Origin of the sequence: Streptomyces sp. TRM70350 (genome assembly GCF_019219825.1) — a bacterium.
Taxonomy (GTDB): Bacteria; Actinomycetota; Actinomycetes; order Streptomycetales; family Streptomycetaceae; genus Streptomyces.
This window is the reverse complement of record NZ_JAHUXH010000020.1, coordinates 48,325-68,203: the sequence shown is the minus strand read 5'-3', so window position 1 is coordinate 68,203 and position 19,879 is coordinate 48,325. Positions and strand designations below refer to the sequence as shown.

16 protein-coding genes and 2 pseudogenes are annotated in these 19,879 nt (G+C 71.8%); 13 read left to right on the top strand and 5 right to left on the bottom strand.

All coding sequences use genetic code 11. The features are described from left to right. The first annotated feature begins 180 nt into the window (after positions 1-180). The 13 genes and pseudogenes from KWI83_RS25985 (at position 181) to KWI83_RS25930 (ending at position 15,543) form a co-directional block, all read left to right on the top strand. A complete protein-coding gene (locus KWI83_RS25985; protein WP_218516801.1) occupies positions 181-753 on the top strand; it encodes a YqgE/AlgH family protein in 573 nt (190 codons plus the stop codon). Positions 754-804: 51 nt separating this feature from the next. Next, a complete protein-coding gene (locus KWI83_RS25980) occupies positions 805-1,089 on the top strand; it encodes a DUF3039 domain-containing protein (protein ID WP_141314061.1) in 285 nt (94 codons plus the stop codon). A gap of 235 nt (positions 1,090-1,324) precedes the next feature. Continuing rightward, positions 1,325-1,414, top strand: a pseudogene (locus KWI83_RS25975) (carbohydrate ABC transporter permease); the annotation flags it as partial. 1 nt (position 1,415) lies between these two features. Beyond that, positions 1,416-3,044, top strand: coding sequence for a beta-N-acetylhexosaminidase (locus KWI83_RS25970; protein ID WP_308122185.1), 1,629 nt, complete (start codon positions 1,416-1,418; stop codon positions 3,042-3,044). A 283-nt stretch (positions 3,045-3,327) separates the two neighbouring features. Next, positions 3,328-4,221, top strand: a complete 894-nt coding sequence (locus KWI83_RS25965) for a xanthine dehydrogenase family protein subunit M (protein ID WP_218516799.1) — start codon at positions 3,328-3,330, stop codon at positions 4,219-4,221. Further along, positions 4,218-5,762, top strand: coding sequence for a 2Fe-2S iron-sulfur cluster-binding protein (locus KWI83_RS25960; protein WP_218516798.1), 1,545 nt, complete (start codon positions 4,218-4,220; stop codon positions 5,760-5,762). Before KWI83_RS25965 ends, KWI83_RS25960 begins: the two co-directional genes overlap by 4 nt. After that, positions 5,759-8,068: a molybdopterin cofactor-binding domain-containing protein gene (locus KWI83_RS25955; protein WP_218516797.1), complete on the top strand. Its 2,310-nt coding sequence runs from the start codon at positions 5,759-5,761 to the stop codon at positions 8,066-8,068. The genes KWI83_RS25960 and KWI83_RS25955 overlap by 4 nt, the downstream gene beginning before the upstream one ends. A 346-nt stretch (positions 8,069-8,414) precedes the next feature. After that, on the top strand, positions 8,415-9,593 hold the full coding sequence (locus KWI83_RS25950; RefSeq protein ID WP_218516796.1) for an SUKH-4 family immunity protein: 1,179 nt from the start codon (positions 8,415-8,417) through the stop codon (positions 9,591-9,593). A 314-nt stretch (positions 9,594-9,907) separates the two neighbouring features. Continuing rightward, positions 9,908-10,171, top strand: a pseudogene (locus KWI83_RS39045) (IS200/IS605 family accessory protein TnpB-related protein); the annotation flags it as partial. A gap of 113 nt (positions 10,172-10,284) precedes the next feature. After that, complete coding sequence (locus KWI83_RS25945) at positions 10,285-11,733, top strand: MFS transporter (protein WP_218516795.1); 1,449 nt, start codon at positions 10,285-10,287, stop codon at positions 11,731-11,733. Positions 11,734-11,929: 196 nt separating this feature from the next. Beyond that, positions 11,930-13,720, top strand: a complete 1,791-nt coding sequence (locus KWI83_RS25940) for a DEAD/DEAH box helicase (RefSeq protein WP_218516794.1) — start codon at positions 11,930-11,932, stop codon at positions 13,718-13,720. A gap of 330 nt (positions 13,721-14,050) precedes the next feature. Then, on the top strand, positions 14,051-14,692 hold the full coding sequence (locus KWI83_RS25935) for an IclR family transcriptional regulator (protein WP_218516793.1): 642 nt from the start codon (positions 14,051-14,053) through the stop codon (positions 14,690-14,692). Between the two features lie 59 nt (positions 14,693-14,751). Continuing rightward, complete coding sequence (locus KWI83_RS25930; RefSeq protein ID WP_218516792.1) at positions 14,752-15,543, top strand: S16 family serine protease; 792 nt, start codon at positions 14,752-14,754, stop codon at positions 15,541-15,543. A gap of 18 nt (positions 15,544-15,561) precedes the next feature. Here the strand turns inward: KWI83_RS25930 and KWI83_RS25925 are convergent, their stop codons facing one another. The 5 genes from KWI83_RS25925 to KWI83_RS25905 all read right to left on the bottom strand — a co-directional run bounded on the left by KWI83_RS25925 (position 15,562) and on the right by KWI83_RS25905 (position 19,771). After that, positions 15,562-16,515, bottom strand: a complete 954-nt coding sequence (locus tag KWI83_RS25925) for a glycine betaine ABC transporter substrate-binding protein (RefSeq protein ID WP_218516791.1) — start codon at positions 16,513-16,515, stop codon at positions 15,562-15,564. Then, complete coding sequence (locus tag KWI83_RS25920; RefSeq protein ID WP_308122187.1) at positions 16,512-17,294, bottom strand: ABC transporter permease; 783 nt, start codon at positions 17,292-17,294, stop codon at positions 16,512-16,514. Before KWI83_RS25920 ends, KWI83_RS25925 begins: the two co-directional genes overlap by 4 nt. Positions 17,295-17,368: 74 nt before the next feature. Beyond that, positions 17,369-18,601 carry an ABC transporter ATP-binding protein gene (locus tag KWI83_RS25915; RefSeq protein WP_218516789.1) on the bottom strand — a complete coding sequence of 411 codons (1,233 nt, stop codon included), beginning with the start codon at positions 18,599-18,601 and terminating at the stop codon, positions 17,369-17,371. Next, positions 18,594-19,241, bottom strand: a complete 648-nt coding sequence (locus KWI83_RS25910) for an ABC transporter permease (protein WP_218516788.1) — start codon at positions 19,239-19,241, stop codon at positions 18,594-18,596. Before KWI83_RS25910 ends, KWI83_RS25915 begins: the two co-directional genes overlap by 8 nt. Before the next feature lie 59 nt (positions 19,242-19,300). Continuing rightward, positions 19,301-19,771 carry an Lrp/AsnC family transcriptional regulator gene (locus KWI83_RS25905; RefSeq protein WP_218516787.1) on the bottom strand — a complete coding sequence of 157 codons (471 nt, stop codon included), beginning with the start codon at positions 19,769-19,771 and terminating at the stop codon, positions 19,301-19,303. Positions 19,772-19,879 lie beyond the last annotated feature (108 nt).

The window sequence follows — 19,879 nt, the reverse complement described above, 5'->3', positions numbered from 1 at the left end:
CGCCCAGGCCTGTCATAGCTCTGTCACAACACGAACCGTTCTCCGTCGGGCACATGGGGTCACTGGAGCTGCCGGACGGGCCCCGTGCGCCGGGGGCGCTTCCACCCGCCCCGAGCTGCGTTCACTCCCCTCGCCGGATTGGTTCCCCACACGACGGGAAGATGCGGGATCATGTCTGGCATGACCGAGGTGTCCTCGCTCACAGGGCGGCTGCTCGTGGCCACCCCCGCCCTGGCGGACCCGAACTTCGACCGTGCTGTGGTGCTCCTCCTCGACCACGACGAGGAGGGCTCGCTGGGTGTCGTCCTCAACCGTCCGACGCCGGTGGGCGTCGGCGACATCCTGGAGGGCTGGGCGGACCTGGCCGGCGAACCCGGCGTCGTCTTCCAGGGCGGACCGGTCTCGCTGGACTCCGCTCTCGGCGTGGCGGTCATCCCCGGCGGCGCGTCCGGCGACGTCGCCCCGCTCGGCTGGCGGCGGGTGCACGGCGCGATCGGCCTGGTCGACCTGGAGGCCCCGCCGGAGCTGCTGGCCTCCGTCCTCGGCTCGCTGAGAATCTTCGCCGGGTACGCCGGCTGGGGCCCAGGCCAGCTGGAGGACGAACTGGTGGAGGGCGCCTGGTACGTCGTGGAGTCCGAGCCCGGCGACGTCTACTCGCCGTTCCCCGAGCGGCTGTGGCGGGAGGTGCTGCGCCGGCAGCGCAACGAGCTGGCGATGGTGGCGACGTACCCCGACGACCCCTCGCTCAACTGACGGACGCCCTTCTCTCAACCGTTGCGTGTGAGCTTCAGTACCCTTGGCCGTATGAGCACTCTCGAGCCCGAGCGCGGGACTGGTACGGGGACACTCGTAGAGCCCACGCCGAAGACTTCCCACGGCGACGGTGACCACGAGCGCTTCGCCCACTACGTCCAGAAGGACAAGATCATGGCGAGCGCCCTCGACGGGACGCCCGTCGTGGCGCTGTGCGGCAAGGTCTGGGTGCCGGGCCGCGATCCGAAGAAGTACCCCGTGTGTCCCATGTGCAAGGAGATCTACGACTCCATGGGCGCCGGCGGAGACGACAAGGGCAAGGGCGGCGACAAGTAACCGCCTGACCGTTCCCTTCAGCGATGTCCGGGAGACCCCCGGGGCGCGCTTCGGCGTGGCCCGGGGGCCTCTTCGTCATGTCATGAAGTGGCGGACACCTGTTGTGGGCATGTTCATGCAGTTCATCACCTCCGCTTGGTGTTGCGCAGAGTGAAAGCGTCATTGCGCGGCGGGATGTCGGACAGCAGGAATTCGGCCGGTACTTTGTCAACCGACTTCCTGTTCCCCAAGTCCTTCATCATCAGTGACGATTCCGGTGCTGGTGTTCTTCGTGCTGGTGCAGCGCCGACGGGTGTCGGGGCCGGGTGGAGCGGTAAAGGACTGATGTGGTGGACGCGATTCCCCAGCCCCTTCGTGTGACGGCCCCCGGGACCGGATCTTTCGAACTGGGCCCCCGGACGCGGCTGGCGGCGCACGACGGCACCGAGCGGACGGAACGCTGGCTGCGGGCCACGCTGGGCGCCGCCACCGGCCTGCCGCTCCCGCCGGCGCACGGGCCGGGGGGCGACGTGATCCGCCTCTCGGTGGACCCCGCCGTCACCGAGGACCTCGGTGCGGAGGGCTACCGCCTCGCCGTCATGCCGACCGGCGTGCACGTGGTCGGCGGCGGCCCCGCCGGGCTCTTCTGGGGCGCCCAGACGCTGCGTCAGCTGCTCGGCCCCGACGCCTTCCGGCGCGCCCCGCTGCCCGACCGGACGTGGCGGCTGCCGCTGATCCAGGTCGAGGACGCACCCCGCTTCCCCTGGCGCGGCCTCATGCTGGACGTCGCCCGGCACTTCATGCCCAAGGACGGGGTGCTGCGCTACCTGGATCTGATGGCCGCGCACAAACTCAACGTCCTCCACTTCCACTTGACGGACGACCAGGGCTGGCGTCTGGAGATCAAGCGGTACCCGAGGCTGACCGAGGTCGGCTCCTGGCGGGCGCGCACCAAATTCGGCCACCGGGCCTCGCCGCTGTGGGAGGAGAAGCCGCACGGTGGCCACTACACCCACGACGACATCCGGGAGATCGTCGCCTATGCCGCCGAGCGGCATATCACCGTCGTCCCGGAAATCGACGTACCGGGACACTCGCAGGCCGCCATCGCCGCGTATCCGGAACTCGGCAACACCGACGTCATCGACACGACCTCCCTTGCGGTCTGGGACAACTGGGGGATCTCTCCGAACGTACTCGCCCCCACTGACAACACCCTGCGCTTCTACGAAGGCGTGTTGGAGGAAGTCCTGGATCTGTTTCCCTCGGAGTTCGTTCACGTCGGCGGCGACGAATGCCCGAAGGACCAGTGGCGGCAGTCGCCCACCGCGCAGGCGCGGATCGGAGAACTGGGGCTGGCCGACGAGGACGCGTTGCAGTCGTGGTTCATCGGCCACTTCGACACGTGGCTTTCCGCGCGCGGGCGTCGGCTGGTCGGCTGGGACGAGATCCTGGAGGGCGGGCTCGCCCCCGGGGCGACGGTGTCCTCGTGGCGCGGATACGCGGGCGGAATCGCCGCCGCCCGAGCCGGTCATGACGTCGTGATGTGCCCCGAGCAGCAGGTGTACCTGGACCACCGTCAGGCCGACGGCGCGGACGAACCCGTACCGATCGGCTATGTGCGCACCCTGGAGGACGTCTACCGCTTCGAGCCCGTTCCACCGCGGCTCACCGAGGAACAGGCCGGTCATGTGCTGGGCACCCAGGCCAATGTGTGGACCGAGGTGATGGAGGACCAGGCGCGCGTCGACTACCAGGCCTTTCCGAGGCTCGCGGCCTTCGCCGAGGTCGCCTGGAGCGCCCTGCCCGCCCCGGCGGAACGGGACTTCGCCGGTTTCGAACACCGGATGGCCTCCCACTACCGGCGACTTGACGCCCTGGGCGTCGCGTACCGGCCGCCCACGGGGCCGCGGCCCTGGCAGCAGCGCCCCGGTGTACTCGGCCGCCCGATCGACGGGCCGCCGCCGGACCGGTAGGCCCGCGCGGGGCGGGCGGTCTCGAAAGCGCGCAGGTCTCGAACAGGCAGGAAAAAAAGCGGACAAGGGTCACCGAAGAGTGGCAATTCCGCCTGACCAGGGATGCGCGGCGATGTGCGTACAAATCGGGCCATCTCCCCGATGAGGTGGGCGAATGCCTCCTAGCGGACCCCCGTCTTCGGGTCCTGCGAAGATGTGCCAGAGTTGCCACGTCCGCCCTGTCGGCACGTACCGTACGGCCACACAGGCGGGACCAGGTGGGCAGCGGGAAGGGGCAGCCGGTTTGACCACGCACGCACCGCAGGCGGCGCAGGCCGTCACCCTGCCCGCGACGCTGGACGAGGCCGTGGCGGCACTCACCGCCATGCCCGCCGCCGTGCCCGTGGCGGGCGGCACCGACCTGATGACCGCCGTCAACTCCGGACAGCTCAGGCCCGCCGCGCTGGTCGGCCTCGGCCGGATCAGCGAGATCCGCGGCTGGCAGTACCAGGACGGCCACGCCCTGCTCGGCGCGGGACTCACGCACGCGCGCATGGGCCGCCCCGACTTCGCCGCCCTGATCCCGGCGCTCGCCGCCGCCGCGCGGGCCGCGGGCCCGCCGCACATCCGCAACGCCGGCACCCTGGGCGGCAACATCGCCACCGCGGCCCCCACGGGCGACGCGCTGCCCGTACTGGCCGCCCTGGAGGCGACGCTGATCATCGCGGGCCCGCGCGGAGCCCGCCGGGAGATCCCGGTGTCGCATCTGCTGGCGGGCGTGGACATGCTGCGCGCCGGTGAGCTCATCGGGTACGTGCGCGTGCCGCTGCTGCACGCCCCGCAGGTCTTCCTGAAGGCGACCGGCCGCACCGGACCCGGGCGGGCGGTCGCCTCCGTGGCGCTGGTCCTCGATCCCGCCCGGCGCGGGGTGCGGTGCGCCGTGGGCGCCATAGCGCCGATGCCGCTGCGGCCCCTGGAGGCCGAGCAGTGGGTCGCGCAGCTCATCGACTGGGACAACAACCGCGCGATCGTCCCCGAGGCGCTCACCGCCTTCGGCGAGTACGTCGCCGCGGCCTGCATCCCCGACGCGCCCCCGGCCGAGGACGGTTCGGTGCCACAGCTTCCGCCCGCCGTACTGCACCTGCGGCGCACCGTCGCCGCGCTGGCCCGACGAGCAATGGGGAGGGCGCTGTCGTGACCGACGACCAGCACGGAGAGGGCACGCCCCAGGGCGGCGGACGCTGGGACCCGCTGCCCCAGGGCGACTACGACGACGGCGCCACCGCCTTCGTGAAACTCCCCGAGGGCGGCATCGACGCGCTCCTGGCCTCCGCCGACAGCCCGCTCGCCGCGCCCGGCCACGGCTATGTGCCGCCGCCGATAACGGTCACGCCCGCCGCCGGTACCGACCCGGCGGCCACCGGCACCTGGGGCGCGCCCTCCGAGGGCGCGCAGTGGCCCGACCCGAACGCGATGCCCCAGGGCGGCGGTCAGGAACAGTTCGCGTACAACCCCGGGGGCACCGGGCAATGGCACTTCGAGGAGGCCACCCAGCCGGAGGCCGCCCAGGCCGCGCCCGGTCACGATGTCACCGGACAGTGGTCGATTCCCGTAGCGAACGGTGACCTTCCGGACGAATCGGGTGAGTTCACGACGTCGGCACTGGTGGAGCAGTGGGGCGGCACGCCGCCGGCCACCCTTCCGGGTGGCGCGCCCGCGCCCTGGGCCACCGAGGCGGCCGGGCAGCCGTGGGGGCACGCCGACGGGCCGCAGTCCTACCCCGACGCCCCCGTGGGACACCCGGCGGAAGGCGCCCCTGCGGTCCGTGAGGGAACCGAGGGTGCTCAGGAGGCCCCGGGGGCCCACGAGGGCGTAGAGGCCGCTGAGGGGCCCGCTGAGACGCCGGAGGCCGGGCCGGGGGCACCGGGGGCCGCAGAGGCCGCGGTGAGCCCCTCGGAGGGCCCTGCCGAGCGCCCCGCCGAAGGGGCGGCACCGTCCGGGGACGCGGAATCCCGGCCGGAGCCCGCCGACGCGCAGCCCGGCGAGCCGGACGCTCCGGCCGAGCCGTCGGTCACGCCCCCGCACGAGGAACACCCCCTCGCCTCCTACGTGCTGCGCGTCAACGGCACCGACCGCCCCGTCACCGACGCGTGGATCGGCGAGTCGCTGCTCTACGTGCTGCGGGAGCGGCTCGGCCTCGCGGGCGCCAAGGACGGCTGCTCGCAGGGCGAGTGCGGGGCCTGCAACGTCCAGGTCGACGGGCGGCTCGTCGCCTCCTGCCTGGTGCCCGCGGTCACCGCGGCCGGCAGCGAGGTGCGCACCGTGGAGGGCCTGGCCGTCGACGGGCGGCCGTCGGACGTGCAGCGGGCGCTCGCCAAGTGCGGTGCCGTGCAGTGCGGTTTCTGCGTGCCGGGCATGGCGATGACCGTGCACGACCTGCTGGAGGGCAACCCGGCGCCGACCGAGCTGGAGACCCGCCAGGCGCTGTGTGGCAACCTGTGCCGCTGCTCGGGCTACCGGGCCGTACTGGAGGCCGTCAAGGACGTCGTCGCCGAGCGCGGGGCGCACGCCGCGGCCGAGGCGCCTGAACAGGACGCCGACCAGCCGCGTATTCCGCACCAGGCGGGCCCCGGGGCCGGTGGCGTCAACCCGGCGGCGTTCGAGTCCCCCGGGACACCGCCCGGACCACATGACCAGCCGTACGGACACGGACAGGGACAGGACGGAGGCCAGGCGTGAGCAACGAAGCCGCCACCGCGACCACCACCGCGGAGGCCGTGCCCGCCGCGGAGCCGCTGCCGCACGGCCTCGGCGCCTCCCTGCCCGCCGCGGACTCCCGCGCGAAGACCGAGGGCACCTTCCCGTACGCCGCCGACCTGTGGGCCGAGGGCCTGCTCTGGGCGGCCGTACTGCGCTCACCGCACCCGCACGCGCGCATTGTGTCCATCGACACCTCCCACGCGCGCGACATGCCCGGCGTACGGGCCGTCGTCACCCACGAGGACGTGCCCGGCTCCCCCCTGCACGGACGGGGCAAGGCCGACCGCCCGGTGTTCGCCTCCGAGGTCGTACGCCACCACGGTGAGCCCATCGCCGCCGTCGCCGCCGACCACCCGGACACCGCGCGGATGGCGGCGGCGGCCGTCATCGTCGAGTACGAGGTGCTCGACCCGGTGACCGACCCGGAGCAGGCCTTCGAGGCCGAGCCGCTGCACCCCGACGGCAATCTGATCCGGCACATCCCGCTGCGGCACGGCGACCCGGACGCGGCCGGCGAGGTCGTCGTCGAGGGCCTGTACCGCATCGGCCGCCAGGACCCCGCCCCCATCGGCGCGGAGGCGGGCCTCGCGGTGCCGCGACCCGACGGCGGCATCGAGCTGTACCTGGCGTCCACCGACCCGCACACCGACCGCGACCGGGCCGCCGCCTGCTACGGCCTGGAGCCCGAGCGCGTCAAGGTCGTCGTCACCGGCGTGCCCGGCGCCACCGCCGACCGCGAGGACCCGGGTTTCCAGCTCCCGCTCGGCCTGCTGGCGCTGAAGACCGGCTGCCCGGTGAAGCTGACGGCGACGCGCGAGGAGTCCTTCCTGGGCCACACACACCGCCACCCCACGCTGCTGCGCTACCGCCACCACGCCGACGGCGAGGGCAAGTTGGTGAAGGTCGAGGCGCAGATCCTGCTGGACGCGGGCGCGTACGCGGACACCTCGGCGGAGGCGCTGGCCGCGGCCGTGGCCTTCGCCTGCGGCCCGTACGTCGTCCCGAACGCCTTCATCGAGGGCTGGGCCGTCCGCACCAACAACCCGCCCTCCGGCCATGTGCGCGGCGAGGGCGCGATGCAGGTCTGCGCCGCCTACGAGGCGCAGATGGACAAGCTGGCCAAGAAGCTCGGCATCGAACCGGCGGAACTGCGCCTGCGCAACGTCATGGCGACAGGCGATGTCCTGCCCACCGGCCAGACGGTGACGTGCCCGGCGCCGGTCGCCGAACTCCTTCAGGCCGTACGGGACTTCCCGCTTCCCAAGCTCCCCAAGGACACGCCCGAGGAGCAGTGGCTGCTGCCCGGCGGCCCCGAGGGCGCGGGCGAACCCGGCGCGGTACGCCGCGGCGTCGGCTACGGGCTGGGCATGGTGCACATGCTCGGCGCGGAGGGCGCCGACGAGGTCTCCACGGCGACCGTGAAGGTCCAGGGCGGCGTGGCGACGGTGCTGTGCGCGGCCGTCGAGACCGGGCAGGGCTTCACCACGCTCGCCCGGCAGATCGTCCAGGAGACCCTCGGCATCGACGAGGTGCATGTGGCGCCGGTGGACACCGACCAGCCCCCGGCGGGCGCGGGCTGCCGAGGCCGCCACACGTGGGTGTCGGGCGGTGCGGTGGAGCGCGCGGCGAAAATGGTCCGCACCCAGCTGCTCCAGCCGCTGGCGCACAAGTTCGGCATGTCCACCGAGCTGCTGCAGATCACCGACGGCAAGATCACGTCGTACGACGGCGTCCTGTCGACGACGGTCACCGAGGCGATGGACGGCAAGGAACTGTGGGCGACGGCCCAGTGCCGCCCGCACCCGACCGAGCCGCTGGACGGCGCCGGGCAGGGCGACGCCTTCGTCGGACTGGCCTTCTGCGCGATCCGGGCGGTGGTGGACGTCGACATCGAGCTCGGCTCGGTACGGGTGGTGGAGCTGGCGGTCGCGCAGGACGTCGGCCGGGTGCTGAACCCGGCGCAGCTCACGGCGCGTATCGAGGCGGGCGTCACGCAGGGCGTCGGTATCGCCCTCACCGAGAACCTGCGCACGCCGCGGGGCGTGATACGGCATCCCGACCTCACCGGATATGCCCTGCCGACGGCGCTGGACGCGCCCGACATCCGGATCGTGAAGCTGGTCGAGGAGCGGGACGTGGTCGCGCCCTTCGGCGCGAAGGCGGTCAGCGCGGTGCCGGTCGTGGCGTCACCGGCGGCGATCGCGTCGGCGGTGCGGGCGGCGACGGGCCGACCGGTGAACCGGCTGCCGATCCGGCCGCAGGCGGCGGTGGTGACGGGGCAGTGAGGCTGCCGGGTCGGTGGTGACGGGGCAGTGAGGCTGCCGGGTCGGTGGTGACCGGGCAGTGAGGCTGCCGGGGCCGGTGGTGAGAGTGCGCGGGTTCGCCGTGGGGGCTTGTGACGTACGGCTGCTGCGGGTTGTGTGTGGCTGGTCGCGCAGTTCCTCGCGCCCCTGAAGGCATTGAGGGCGCCCGGCGTGTCTGCCGGGCGGCCCTCTCTCCTGCCGTTCGCTGACTGTTTGCGCAGGTCGGAGCGATTGTCAGTGGTGGCGCGTAGTGTTCTGGGCAGTGGGGACGGCCGCGCGGGGCACGGACGGCGGGCGTACCTCCTGGACAAGCATGCGCGGGGGAGCCATGAGCACGATCGACGCCGCTGCCGCGGTGATCACCCTGACCGAGGACCAACTCGACCCGTACGTCACACACGCGCCGACGCGCCGCTGGCTGACGGGTCCCGGACTGCCGGGCGACAGCGCCCTGTTGACGTTCGAGGCACTGCGCAGGGACGGCCTGCGGACGGTGGCGGACTCCACGGCCGACCCCGACGGCCTGCTGGCCCGGCTGCGCGAACAGCTCGTGACAGGCGGACTCCTGGCACCCGACGGCCTGGAGTCGGAGTCGGTGCTGCTCGACGGCGCGAGTGGCGAGGTCTCGACGATGTACTTCTTCCACGACCGCCCCGCCCTGACGGACAGCCGCCCGCTGGCGCCGTCGCTGCGGACGCTGGTGCGGTGCGCCGCGGCGACGGAGGAACTGGCGGACCTGCGCGGCCGGTTCGCCTCGTACGCCGGCCGCTTCGGCCCGAAGGCGGTGACGGAGGCGACGCGGCAGCTGCTGGCGGTGTTCGAGGAGGGGACGGGACCGGACGGTGAGATGCCGCCGTACTGGCGGATGGCGGCACTGATCCGCCCGCTCGCCCTGATCGCGGGCCCGGGCGCGGAGTCCGGCCTCGCCCTGGACCTGCCCCCGCGCCTGCTGGAGCAGGAGTTCGGCGCCGCCCGGATCGCCCGCTTCGAGGACGTCGACTTCCCCACGACCCTCACCCACGAACCGACCCGCCGCTTCCTGCGCGAGACGGGCCTGCCCGAGGACGGCTTCCTCTGCTACCTCGACACGGACGTCCCGCTCCCGACCCTGACCGAGTACTACACCGAGGAACGCCCCGGCGACTTCCCCACCGACAGGCTCCCCGACCGCGCCGACCACTTGATACGCCTCGGCCATCTGATCGAGGACAACAGCCTGGTCGTCGACGGCGCCACGGGCGAGGTCCTGAACTGGAGCGAACCCGAGGCGAAGCTGTACCCCCTCAACACGGACATCTCCACCCTTGCCTTCACCCTCTGGCTGCTGCACCGGGAGAAGAGGATCGACGCGGCGACGGACCACGAGCTGACGACGGAGACGTACGACCAGCTGGCGGCGACGATGATCGACGTCCTGCGCAAGGTGGACCCCACGGGCACGGCCGACCCCTCCGGCTGGCACTACTGGACGGAGCTGTTCCAGGACGAGGCGGGCGAGGTGCTCTGAGGCACGCGGAGGGGGTTTCGAACTGCTGCCGATTTAGGGGTCCTTGCACTATGAGCGTCTGATCAGGTCGCGTGGTCTGGTGCCGTGCATCGCAAGGCGCCGGAGCGCCCTGGTAGCGGAGCTACCTGGGCGTTTCGGCAACGCGGCGAGGTGCGGTGCCAGACCACGCGACCCGGGCGGGCATAGTGCAAGGACCCCTTAGTGAGCGGTAGTGATTCTGGTGAGTGTGAGTGAGTGCCGGGGGTCGGGGGTGTGGGTCCGGTCATCCGTAGTGTGCCCGGGGCTGTTCTCCGTTGCCATGGCATGCCAAATCGCACGATGCGGCGAGCATCGCGGTCGGGCGACGCGCCCTCGGGCACCCGATCCGGCGACGGACGGCACCGCCCCACGACGACCGGAGCGATTGTCGTGGGCATCGGACCGTCCAGGCCCCCTCGGGCACCCGCAGGCGTGAGGAAACCCGCCCCCACCTGCCCGGACCGCACACCAGATGTGTGTCACCGGTGGCGGAGCGAAAGCGGGGGACCAGCCTGCCCAGCACCGTTCGGGGCAGCGCCACTGAGCAGCAGACCTGGTAACGGGACTCACTCCCGCTCAGTGTTTGGGAACGGTGGGTCTACGACCAAGGTCCGAGGCGATCACCGTCTCCCGACAGGGGCCACATCCAGTTATGCCCCTTACGCTGACAGGCATGGCTGCCCCGAACCCCCGCGACACCGACGTCGCAGACGCCCTGACCGTCCCGCCGGAACCCGGCAGCGAGGGTGTGCTGGGCCGGTCGTACCGGGCGCTGAGCGTGGGCATCGTCTCGGTCGTGCTGCTGATCGCCTTCGAGGCGACGGCCGTGGGTACGGCGATGCCGGTGGCGGCGCGGGAGCTGGACGGGGTGTCGCTGTACGCGTTCGCGTTCTCCGGGTACTTCACGACGAGCCTGTTCGGGATGGTGCTCGCCGGGCAGTGGTCGGACCGGCGGGGGCCGCTCGGCGCGCTGACCACCGGCATCGCCGCCTTCGGCGCGGGGCTGCTGCTGTCCGGGACGGCCGGGGCGATGTGGCTGTTCATCCTCGGGCGCGCGGTGCAGGGGCTCGGCGGCGGGCTGGTGATCGTGGCGCTGTACGTCGTGGTCGGGCGGGTCTATCCGGAGCGGCTGCGGCCGGCGATCATGGCGGCGTTCGCGGCGAGCTGGGTGGTGCCGTCGGTGGTCGGGCCGCTCGCGGCGGGTGCGGTCACCGAACAGCTGGGCTGGCGCTGGGTGTTCCTGGGGATACCGGTGCTGGTGCTGCTGCCGCTGGCACTCGCGCTGCCGCAGATACGGACCCGCGCGTCCGGAGCGGTGACGGACGGCGACGGCCGGGGCGCCTCCTTCGACCGCCGCCGTATCCGCCTCGCGCTCGGCATCTCGTTCGGCGCGGGCCTGCTCCAGTACGCCGCCCAGGATCTGCGCTGGCTGTCCGTGCTGCCCGGCGTGGCGGGCGCCGCGCTGCTGATCCCCGCGGTGCTGGGGCTGCTCCCGCGCGGCACCTACCGGGCGGCGCGTGGGCTGCCCTCGGTCGTGCTGCTGCGCGGCATCGCGGCCGGGGCCTTCATCGCCGCGGAGTCCTTCGTACCGCTGATGCTGGTCACCCAGCGGGGGCTGTCCCCGACGCTCGCCGGTCTCTCGCTGGCGGCGGGCGGGGCGACCTGGGCGCTGGGCTCGTGGGCGCAGTCGCGGCCGCGCCTGGAGCCGTACCGGGAGCGCCTGATGACGCTGGGCATGCTGCTGGTCGCGGCGGCCATCGCCACCGCCCCGAGCGTCCTGCTCGACGCCGTCCCCGTATGGATCGTGGCCGTCGCCTGGGGCTTCGGCTGCCTCGGCATGGGCCTGGTCATCTCCTCCACCAGCGTCCTGCTGCTCCACCTCTCCGCCCCCGACCAGGCCGGCACCAACTCCGCCGCCCTGCAGATCTCCGACGGCCTCTCCAACGTCGTCCTCCTGGCCGTCGGCGGCGCCGCCTTCGCGGCCCTCGGCGGCGGCACGGTGACCCACGCGGCGACCGGGGCCACGGCCTCCCACCCGGCCGCGTTCGCCGCAGTGTTCCTGCCGATGGCGGGGGTGGCGCTGGTGGGGGCGTGGGTGACGACGCGACTGCGGGAGCGGTGACGGCGGCGGCGCGCTGTGACGTCGGTCCCACCCGCGGGCGACCCGGGGGAGTTCGCGCCTTGGCGGGAGGTGGCCGCCGGTAGGGTGGCCCGGTTGTCGTACCCAGCCGAGCCGCCCGACCCCCACGGAGACCGTGACTACCGCCCGCCCGTCGCCCGCCACCACCCTCAACGGAGGGCCCTCCGGGCCCGCTGCTATGTCCGCTTCCTCCTCGTCCTCCCATCACCTCTCGCCCGCCTTCCCCGGCCGCGCCCCCTGGGGTACCGCCAGCAAGCTGCGTGCCTGGCAGCAGGGTGCGATGGAGAAGTACATCCAGGAGCAGCCGCGTGACTTCCTGGCGGTCGCCACCCCCGGCGCCGGCAAGACGACCTTCGCGCTGACGCTGGCGTCCTGGCTGCTGCACCACCACGTCGTGCAGCAGGTCACCGTGGTGGCGCCCACCGAGCATCTGAAGAAGCAGTGGGCGGAGGCCGCGGCGCGCATAGGGATCAAGCTCGACCCCGAGTACAGCGCCGGGCCGCTCGGCAAGGAGTACCACGGCGTCGCGGTGACGTACGCGGGCGTCGGCGTGCGGCCCATGCTGCACCGCAACCGCGTCGAGCAGCGCAAGACCCTCGTCATCCTCGACGAGATCCACCACGCCGGTGACTCCAAGTCCTGGGGTGAGGCCTGCCTGGAGGCCTTCGAGCCCGCGACCCGGCGGCTGGCCCTGACGGGTACGCCCTTCCGGTCCGACACCAACCCCATCCCCTTCGTGACGTACGAGGAGGGCGCCGACGGCATCCGGCGGTCCGCCGCCGACTACACCTACGGCTACGGCTCCGCCCTCGCGGACGGCGTCGTGCGGCCCGTCATCTTCCTCTCCTACAGCGGCAACATGCGCTGGCGCACCAAGGCCGGTGACGAGATCGAGGCGCGGCTCGGCGAGCCGATGACCAAGGACGCGATCAGCCAGGCCTGGCGTACCGCGCTCGATCCGCGCGGTGACTGGATGCCGGCCGTGCTGCGCGCCGCCGACCAGCGGCTGACCGAGGTCAGGAAGGCGATTCCGGACGCCGGTGCCCTCGTCATCGCCTCCGACCAGGACTCGGCGCGGGCGTACGCCAAGCTCATCCGGGACATCACGGGCCACAAGGCGACCCTCGTGCTGTCCGACGACGCCGGGGCGTCCGACCGGATCGACGAGTTCAGCAACAACACCGACCGGTGGATGGTCGCGGTGCGGATGGTGTCCGAGGGCGTCGACGTGCCGCGGCTCGCGGTCGGGGTGTACGCCACCACCATCTCGACACCGCTCTTCTTCGCGCAGGCCGTCGGCCGCTTCGTACGGTCCCGGCGGCGCGGCGAGACCGCGTCCGTCTTCCTGCCCACCGTCCCCGACCTGCTGTCCTTCGCCAACGAGATGGAGCGCGAGCGCGACCACGTGCTCGACAAGCCGAAGAAGGACGGCGAGGAGGACCCGTACGCCGAGGAGGACAAGCTCCTCAGGGAGGCGGAGCAGCAGAAGGACGAGGACACCGGCGAGCAGGACATGCTGCCCTTCGAGGCCCTCGAATCCGACGCCGTCTTCGACCGGGTCATGTACAACGGCGCCGAGTTCGGGATGCAGGCGCACCCGGGGAGCGAGGAGGAGCAGGACTACCTCGGCATTCCGGGACTGCTGGAACCCGACCAGGTGCAGCTGTTGCTCCAGAAGCGGCAGGCGCGGCAGATCGCGCACAGCCGCAAGAGGCCGGACGCCGAGGCCGACCTGCTCGAACTGCCCGCCGAGCGGCGGCCGGTGGTCAGCCACAAGGAGCTGATGGAGCTGCGGCGGCAGCTCAACACCATGGTCGGTGCGTACGTCCACCAGAGCGGCAAGCCGCACGGTGTCATCCACACCGAACTGCGCCGGGTGTGCGGCGGGCCGCCGAGCGCGGAGGCGACGGCGGGGCAGCTGCGGCAGCGGATCGCCAAGGTGCAGGAGTGGGCGACGCGGATGCGGTGACGCCGGGCGCTGTGCCTGGTCGATACGCCCCCGTGCCCCTTTCGGGGTGCTGCACGCCGTACGTACCGGGACAAATCGGAGTACCCCATACCGGTCTCTGACCGGATTCTGGACGGAGCCTTCCGCTCAGCGAACCCCCTTCGCTACTGTCCCGCTACGCACACGCCCCGTGGCAGCGCCGCCGCGGAGCGCAGCCGTGAAGCGACTGGGCCCGGACCACCGGCCGGGCCGTCAGCCGATCGGCAGCCTCTGAAGCGCGTCGCTGACGGGACTCGGTGACGCATCCGCCGAGAGGGGGCTGCCGACCTCACCACCAAAGGAGTGGGCGTCGTGACCGCGGAGACCTCTCAGACGCTCGACCGGGGACTCAGGGTCCTCAAGCTGCTGGCCGACACGGACCACGGGCTCACCGTCACCGAGCTGTCCACCAAGCTCGGCGTGAACCGGACCGTCGTGTACCGCCTGCTCGCCACGCTGGAGCAGCATGCGCTGGTACGCCGTGACCTGGGCGGGCGCGCCCGGGTCGGGCTGGGTGTGCTGGGGCTCGGACGGCAGGTGCATCCGCTGGTACGGGAGGCCGCGCTGCCGGCGCTCAGGTCGCTGGCCGAGGACATCGGGGCGACGGCGCATCTGACGCTGGTGGACGGGGCGGAGGCGCTGGCCGTCGCCGTGGTCGAGCCGACCTGGACGGACTATCACGTGGCCTACCGGGCCGGCTTCCGCCACCCCCTGGACCGGGGCGCCGCCGGCAAGGCGATCCTGGCGGCCCGTCAGCGCCCGGGCGGCGACCCCGGCTACACCCTCACCCAGGGCGAACTGGAGGCCGGCGCGTGCGGCGCCGCCGCGCCCCTGGTCGGCGTGACCGGCGTCGAGGGCAGCGTGGGCGTGGTGATGCTGGCGGACGCGGTACCGGAACGGGTCGGCCCGAGAGTGGTGGACGCGGCCCGGGAGGTGGCGGAGGCGCTGCGCTGAGCGCAGGCGTGATCCGGACCGGAGATGGTTCGAACACTCCCGCGCGTTAGATTGACCTCGTGCTCTCTCGTCTCACACGCCCCCAGGCCCTCGCCGTCTGCGCACTGCCCGTCGTCGGGCTGATCGCCACGGCGGTGTCCGCGCCGTTGCCGTTCTCGGTGGCGCAGCCGGGGATGACGGCGAACGTGCTCGGCAAGGACCAGGGCACCCCGGTGATCACGATCTCCGGTGCGCCGACCCGTGAGACCAGCGGGCAGTTGCGGATGACGACGATCGAGGCGACCAGCCCGGACACCCGCGTCCGGCTCGGCGATGTGATCGACGCCTGGTGGCGTACCGACCAGGCGGTGATGCCCCGCGACGCGGTCTACCCGAGCGGTGACACCGTCAAGGAGATCGAGCAGCACAACGAGGCCCAGATGCGCCAGTCCCAGAACGCGGCGACCGAGGCGGCGCTCACCTATCTCGGCCTCGACGACAAGAACATCAAGGTCGACCTCGAACTCGCCGACGTCGGCGGCCCCAGCGCCGGTCTGCTCTTCTCGCTCGGCATCATCGACAAGCTCGAGGGCGACGGCAGCGGCGGCGACCTCACCGGCGGCCGCACCGTCGCCGGCACGGGCACCATCGAGGCCGACGGCACGGTCGGCGCGGTCGGCGGCGTCGCCCTGAAGACCCAGGCAGCCCACCGCGACGGCGCAACCGTCTTCCTGGTCCCGAGCGCCGAATGCGCCGACGCCAAGTCGGAACTGCCCAAGGGCCTCCGCCTGATCCCGGTCAAGACCCTGAAGGGCGCGGTCCAGTCCCTGGTGTCCCTGGAGAAGGGAACGGGCTCGGTCCCCAGCTGCTAGCCCGGCACGGGCCACCGTTCACCCCTCCCGCACCAGCCCCTCCTGCACCAGCCAGTCCAGCGCCACCTGATGGGGGTCCTCGCCGTCCACGTCCACCTTGGCGTTGAGGGTCCGGGCCACGGAGTTGTTGAGCTTCTTCGTGATCGGGTCGAGGATCTCCGTGATCGCGGGCCATTCCTCAAGGGTCCTGGTGTTGATCACGGGGGCCGCGTTGTAGTGGGGGAAGACGTTCCTGTCGTCCTCCATAACCACCAGGTTCATGGACTTGACGCGCCCGTCGGTCGTGAAGACCTCCCCGTACGTGCAGCCCCCCTTCGCCGCCCGGGTGTAGATGATCCCGGTGTCCATCCGGGCGGTCCGGGACGGCGGGATGTTCATGCCGTACGCCCGCTCCATGCCCGGCAGCCCGTCCTCCCGGTTGGCGAACTCGCCCTCCACGCACAGCGTCACGGCCCCGGGGTGGGTCCTGGCGAGCTCGGCCACGTCCGAGAGGGTCCTGGTGCCGTACTTCGTGAAGTTGGCCTGGTTCATCGCCAGGGCGTAGGTGTTGTCCAGCGACGACGGCTCCAGCCAGGTCACGCCGTTCCTCAGGTCCGCGTCACGCACGGCCCGCCACTGCTGCCGCGGGTCCGGGACGGGCTTGCCGTTGCCCAGGTACGTGATCCAGGCCGTGCCCGTGTACTCGTACCCGGCGTCCGCCTGCCCGCTCCTGACCGCCTCGCGCGACCCCACCGAACCCTGGATGCCGGTCCGGTCGAGGACGTTCGCGCCCGCCGCCTCGAAGGCGATTCCCATGATCGCGCCCAGGATCAGCTGCTCGGTGAACTCCTTCGACGTGACCGTCAGATCGGCGCCCTTCAGCGGCTCGCCCCGCCCGATCGACCCGGGCCGCACATCGTCGACCATCGGGGAGCCGCTGGTCAGCCCGCAGCCGGAGGCCAGCGCCACGGCCAGGCACAGCAACCGCCTCATGTCCCCACCTCCAGCCCCCGCGGCCGCAGCAGCAGCTCCGCCAGCGAGGCCAGCCAGTCCACCAGCAGGGCGAGGGCGACGGTGAGGACGGAGCCCAGGACCAGCACGGGCATCCGCTGACCGGTGATGCCGGTCGTGATCAGCGAACCCAGGCCGCCCCCGCCGCCGAACGCCGCAAGCGTCGCCGTACCGACGTTCAGCACCAGGGCCGTGCGGACGCCCGCCAGGATCAGCGGGACCGCCAGCGGCAGCTCCACCCGGGTCAGCACGCCCATCGGCGACATGCCGATGCCCCGGGCCGCCTCCAGCAGCGTCGGGTCGTTCGCCCTGAGACCGGAGATCGTGTTCGCCAGCACCGGCAGGATGGCGTAGACGATGATGCCGACCAGCGCCGACCTGTGGCCGACGCCCAGCCAGATCACCAGCAGCGCGAGCAGACCGATCGCCGGGGTCGCCCGGCCCATGCCGGCGAACGCCATCGCCGCCGGGGCGACCTTCCGGAACGTCCTGCGGGTGAGCAGGACGCCCAGCGGGACGGCGATGACCAGCACGAAGAACGTGGAGATCGCGGTCAGCCGGACGTGCTGCCACAGCGCCTCGGGCACCCGCCCGCCCGACAGCGCGTTCCGGGAGATCGGGTCCAGGTCGGCCTGCCGGAACCACAGCCAGGTCGCCAGCAGCACGGCCACCACGAAGACCGGGAGCAAGGTCAGCTTCTGCCAGCGGATGCGGGGGCCCGTCCGGCTCGGCGGGGGAGGCGGCTTCTGGTCGCCGGGCACCTCGCCCTCGTCCCGGTGGACGTGCGCCCTGACGTCGTGCCCGGCGGGGGGACGGTGCTGCTCCGCAGAGGTGGTCACGCCTTCGGCTCCGCTCCGTGCCCCTTCTGTTCCGCATGCGTCCGGGTGGCCCTCGTCTCCTCCCGTTCGTGCTGGTGCTCCATGGCGTCCAGCCGGTCGGCCTCCAGCAGCTCGTGCACGGAGTTCATCAGCGTCTCCACGTCGACGACGCCGATGTACTCGCCCCGCCGCCCGGTCACCGCCACCCGCCCGGTGTTGTCCGTGAGCACGGCCTCCAGCGCGTCCCGCAGGGTGGCGTCCCGGGTCACCGTGTCGTGGACCAGGGTCCCGGCCCGCGCCAGCGAGCCCTTGGCCCGCATCAGATCGCCCTGCCTGAGCCACTTGTAGGGGCGGCCCCGCTGGTCCAGCAGCAGGATCTCGTTGGTACCGCTGGAGCGCAGCCGGCTGAAGATGGTCTGCAACGGGTCCTTCACGGTCACCGTGGGGTAGTCGATGATCTCCACATCCCGTACGCGGCTGAGGTTGAGCCGCTTCAGCGCCGCCCCGGCGCCCACGAACCCGGACACGAAGTCGTCCGCCGGGTTGGTGAGGATCGCCTCCGGCGTGTCGAACTGCGCGATGTGCGAACGCTCACGCAGCACCGCGATCCGATCACCCAGCTTGATCGCTTCGTCGAAGTCGTGCGTGACGAACACGATCGTCTTGCGCAGCTCGTGCTGGAGCCGGATCAGCTCGTCCTGGAGGTGGTCCCGCGTGATCGGGTCCACCGCGCCGAACGGCTCGTCCATCAGCAGCACCGGCGGATCGGCGGCCAGCGCCCGCGCCACGCCCACCCGCTGCTGCTGCCCGCCGGACAGCTGGCGCGGATAGCGGCCGTGGAACTCGCCCGGATCGAGCCCGACGAGATCGAGCATCTCCTCGACCCGCTCACGAACGCGCGATGTGGACCAACCGATCAACTTCGGTACGACCGCGATGTTCTGGGCGACCGTCATGTGCGGGAACAGACCGGACGCCTGGATCGCATAGCCGACCCTCCGGCGCAGCTTGACCGGATCGATGTGGGTCACGTCCTCACCGTTGATCCGGATGCGCCCACCGGACGGCTCGATCAACCTGTTGATCATCTTGAGCGTGGTCGACTTGCCGCACCCGGACGGACCGACGAAGACGACCGTCTCGCCCGCCTTGATCTCCATGGTGACGTTGTCGACGGCGGGCTGCGGGTTGCCCGGATACCGCTTGCTGAGGTTCTCCAGCTCGATGGTCGCGCCATGGGACTCAGACACGGATCCCCCTGGACATGGTCAGCCGCCCGATCAGCACGTACGCGGCGTCGAACAGCAGGGCCAGGACGATGATCCCGAGCGTGCCCGCGAGCACCTGGTTCAGGGCGTTCTCGCTGCCCAGGGACGCGATACCGCGGAAGATCAGGCTGCCGAGGCCGGGACCGGAGGCGTACGCGGCGATGGCCGCGATGCCCATCAGCATCTGCGTCGAGACCCGGATGCCGGTCAGGATCGGCGGCCAGGCGAGCGGCAGCTCGACCCGGGCCAGCCGCTTCAGCCGGGACATCCCGAGGCCCGTGGCCGCGTCCACCAGCGTCGGGTCGACGCCCCGCAGCCCCACGATCGCGTGACGAACGATCGGCAGAAGTCCGTACAGCGTCAAGGCGATCACGGTCGGCGCCACACCGAGCCCCACGATCGGAACCAGCAGACCGATCATGGCCAGCGACGGAACGGTCAGGATGGTGGAGGTGGCGAGCGTCGCGAGGTTCCCGGCCCACTCGGAGCGGTAGGTGACCACGCCGATCAGCACACCGAGCACGGTCGCCACGACCATGCACTGGAAGACGGCGCCGGCGTGCTGGCAGGCGTCGATGAGCAGCTGCTGGTGGCGATTGCCGAGGTACTCCCAGAAGTTCACACACCATCACCCCACAGCCTTGATCACTCCTGTCCGTCGCCCTGCCTTTGATCGTTCGCTCACTCCTGAAGCGCCGCCTGCTCCACCAGCGGGATGATCCGCAGCGGAACGGGGTTCTCCATCACGATCGCCGTGGCGGCCCGCACGATGCCATCAAAACCGACGACCCGGTCGATCACACGCTGAAGATCGGCGTTCGAGCGAGCCACCAGGCGGCACAGCATGTCCCCGCTGCCGGTCGTGGTGTGCAGCTCCAGTACCTCCGGCACGGTCGCCAAGTGCGCCCGTACGTCGGCCCCTTGCCCCTGCCGGATCTGCAGCGTGGCGAACGCGGTGACCGGATAGCCGAGGGCCGCCGGGTCCACCTCCGGGCCGAATCCACGGATGACTCCGTTCGACTGAAGCCGGTCCAGCCGGGCCTGCACGGTGCCCCGCGCGACCCCGAGCCGACGGGACATCTCCAGCACCCCGATCCGCGGCTCGCGCGCCAGCAGCACGATGATCCGCCCGTCCAGTTGATCGATCGCCACAGGCCACCTCCCACGATGGTCATCCTGTACAGAGAGACCGCCATTACGGCTGTATGACTGAACAGATTGCCCAGTGAAGACGCAAACTATTGCGCACCTTGCGTCACC

Coding starts and splice junctions, on each gene's coding strand:
- KWI83_RS25985 (WP_218516801.1), top strand. CDS start 181: ATGACCGAGGTGTCCTCGCTCACAGGGCGGCTGCTCGTGGCCACCCCC.
- KWI83_RS25945 (WP_218516795.1), top strand. CDS start 10,285: ATGGCTGCCCCGAACCCCCGCGACACCGACGTCGCAGACGCCCTGACC.
- KWI83_RS25980 (WP_141314061.1), top strand. CDS start 805: ATGAGCACTCTCGAGCCCGAGCGCGGGACTGGTACGGGGACACTCGTA.
- KWI83_RS25940 (WP_218516794.1), top strand. CDS start 11,930: ATGTCCGCTTCCTCCTCGTCCTCCCATCACCTCTCGCCCGCCTTCCCC.
- KWI83_RS25925 (WP_218516791.1), bottom strand. CDS start 16,515: ATGAGGCGGTTGCTGTGCCTGGCCGTGGCGCTGGCCTCCGGCTGCGGG.
- KWI83_RS25950 (WP_218516796.1), top strand. CDS start 8,415: ATGAGCACGATCGACGCCGCTGCCGCGGTGATCACCCTGACCGAGGAC.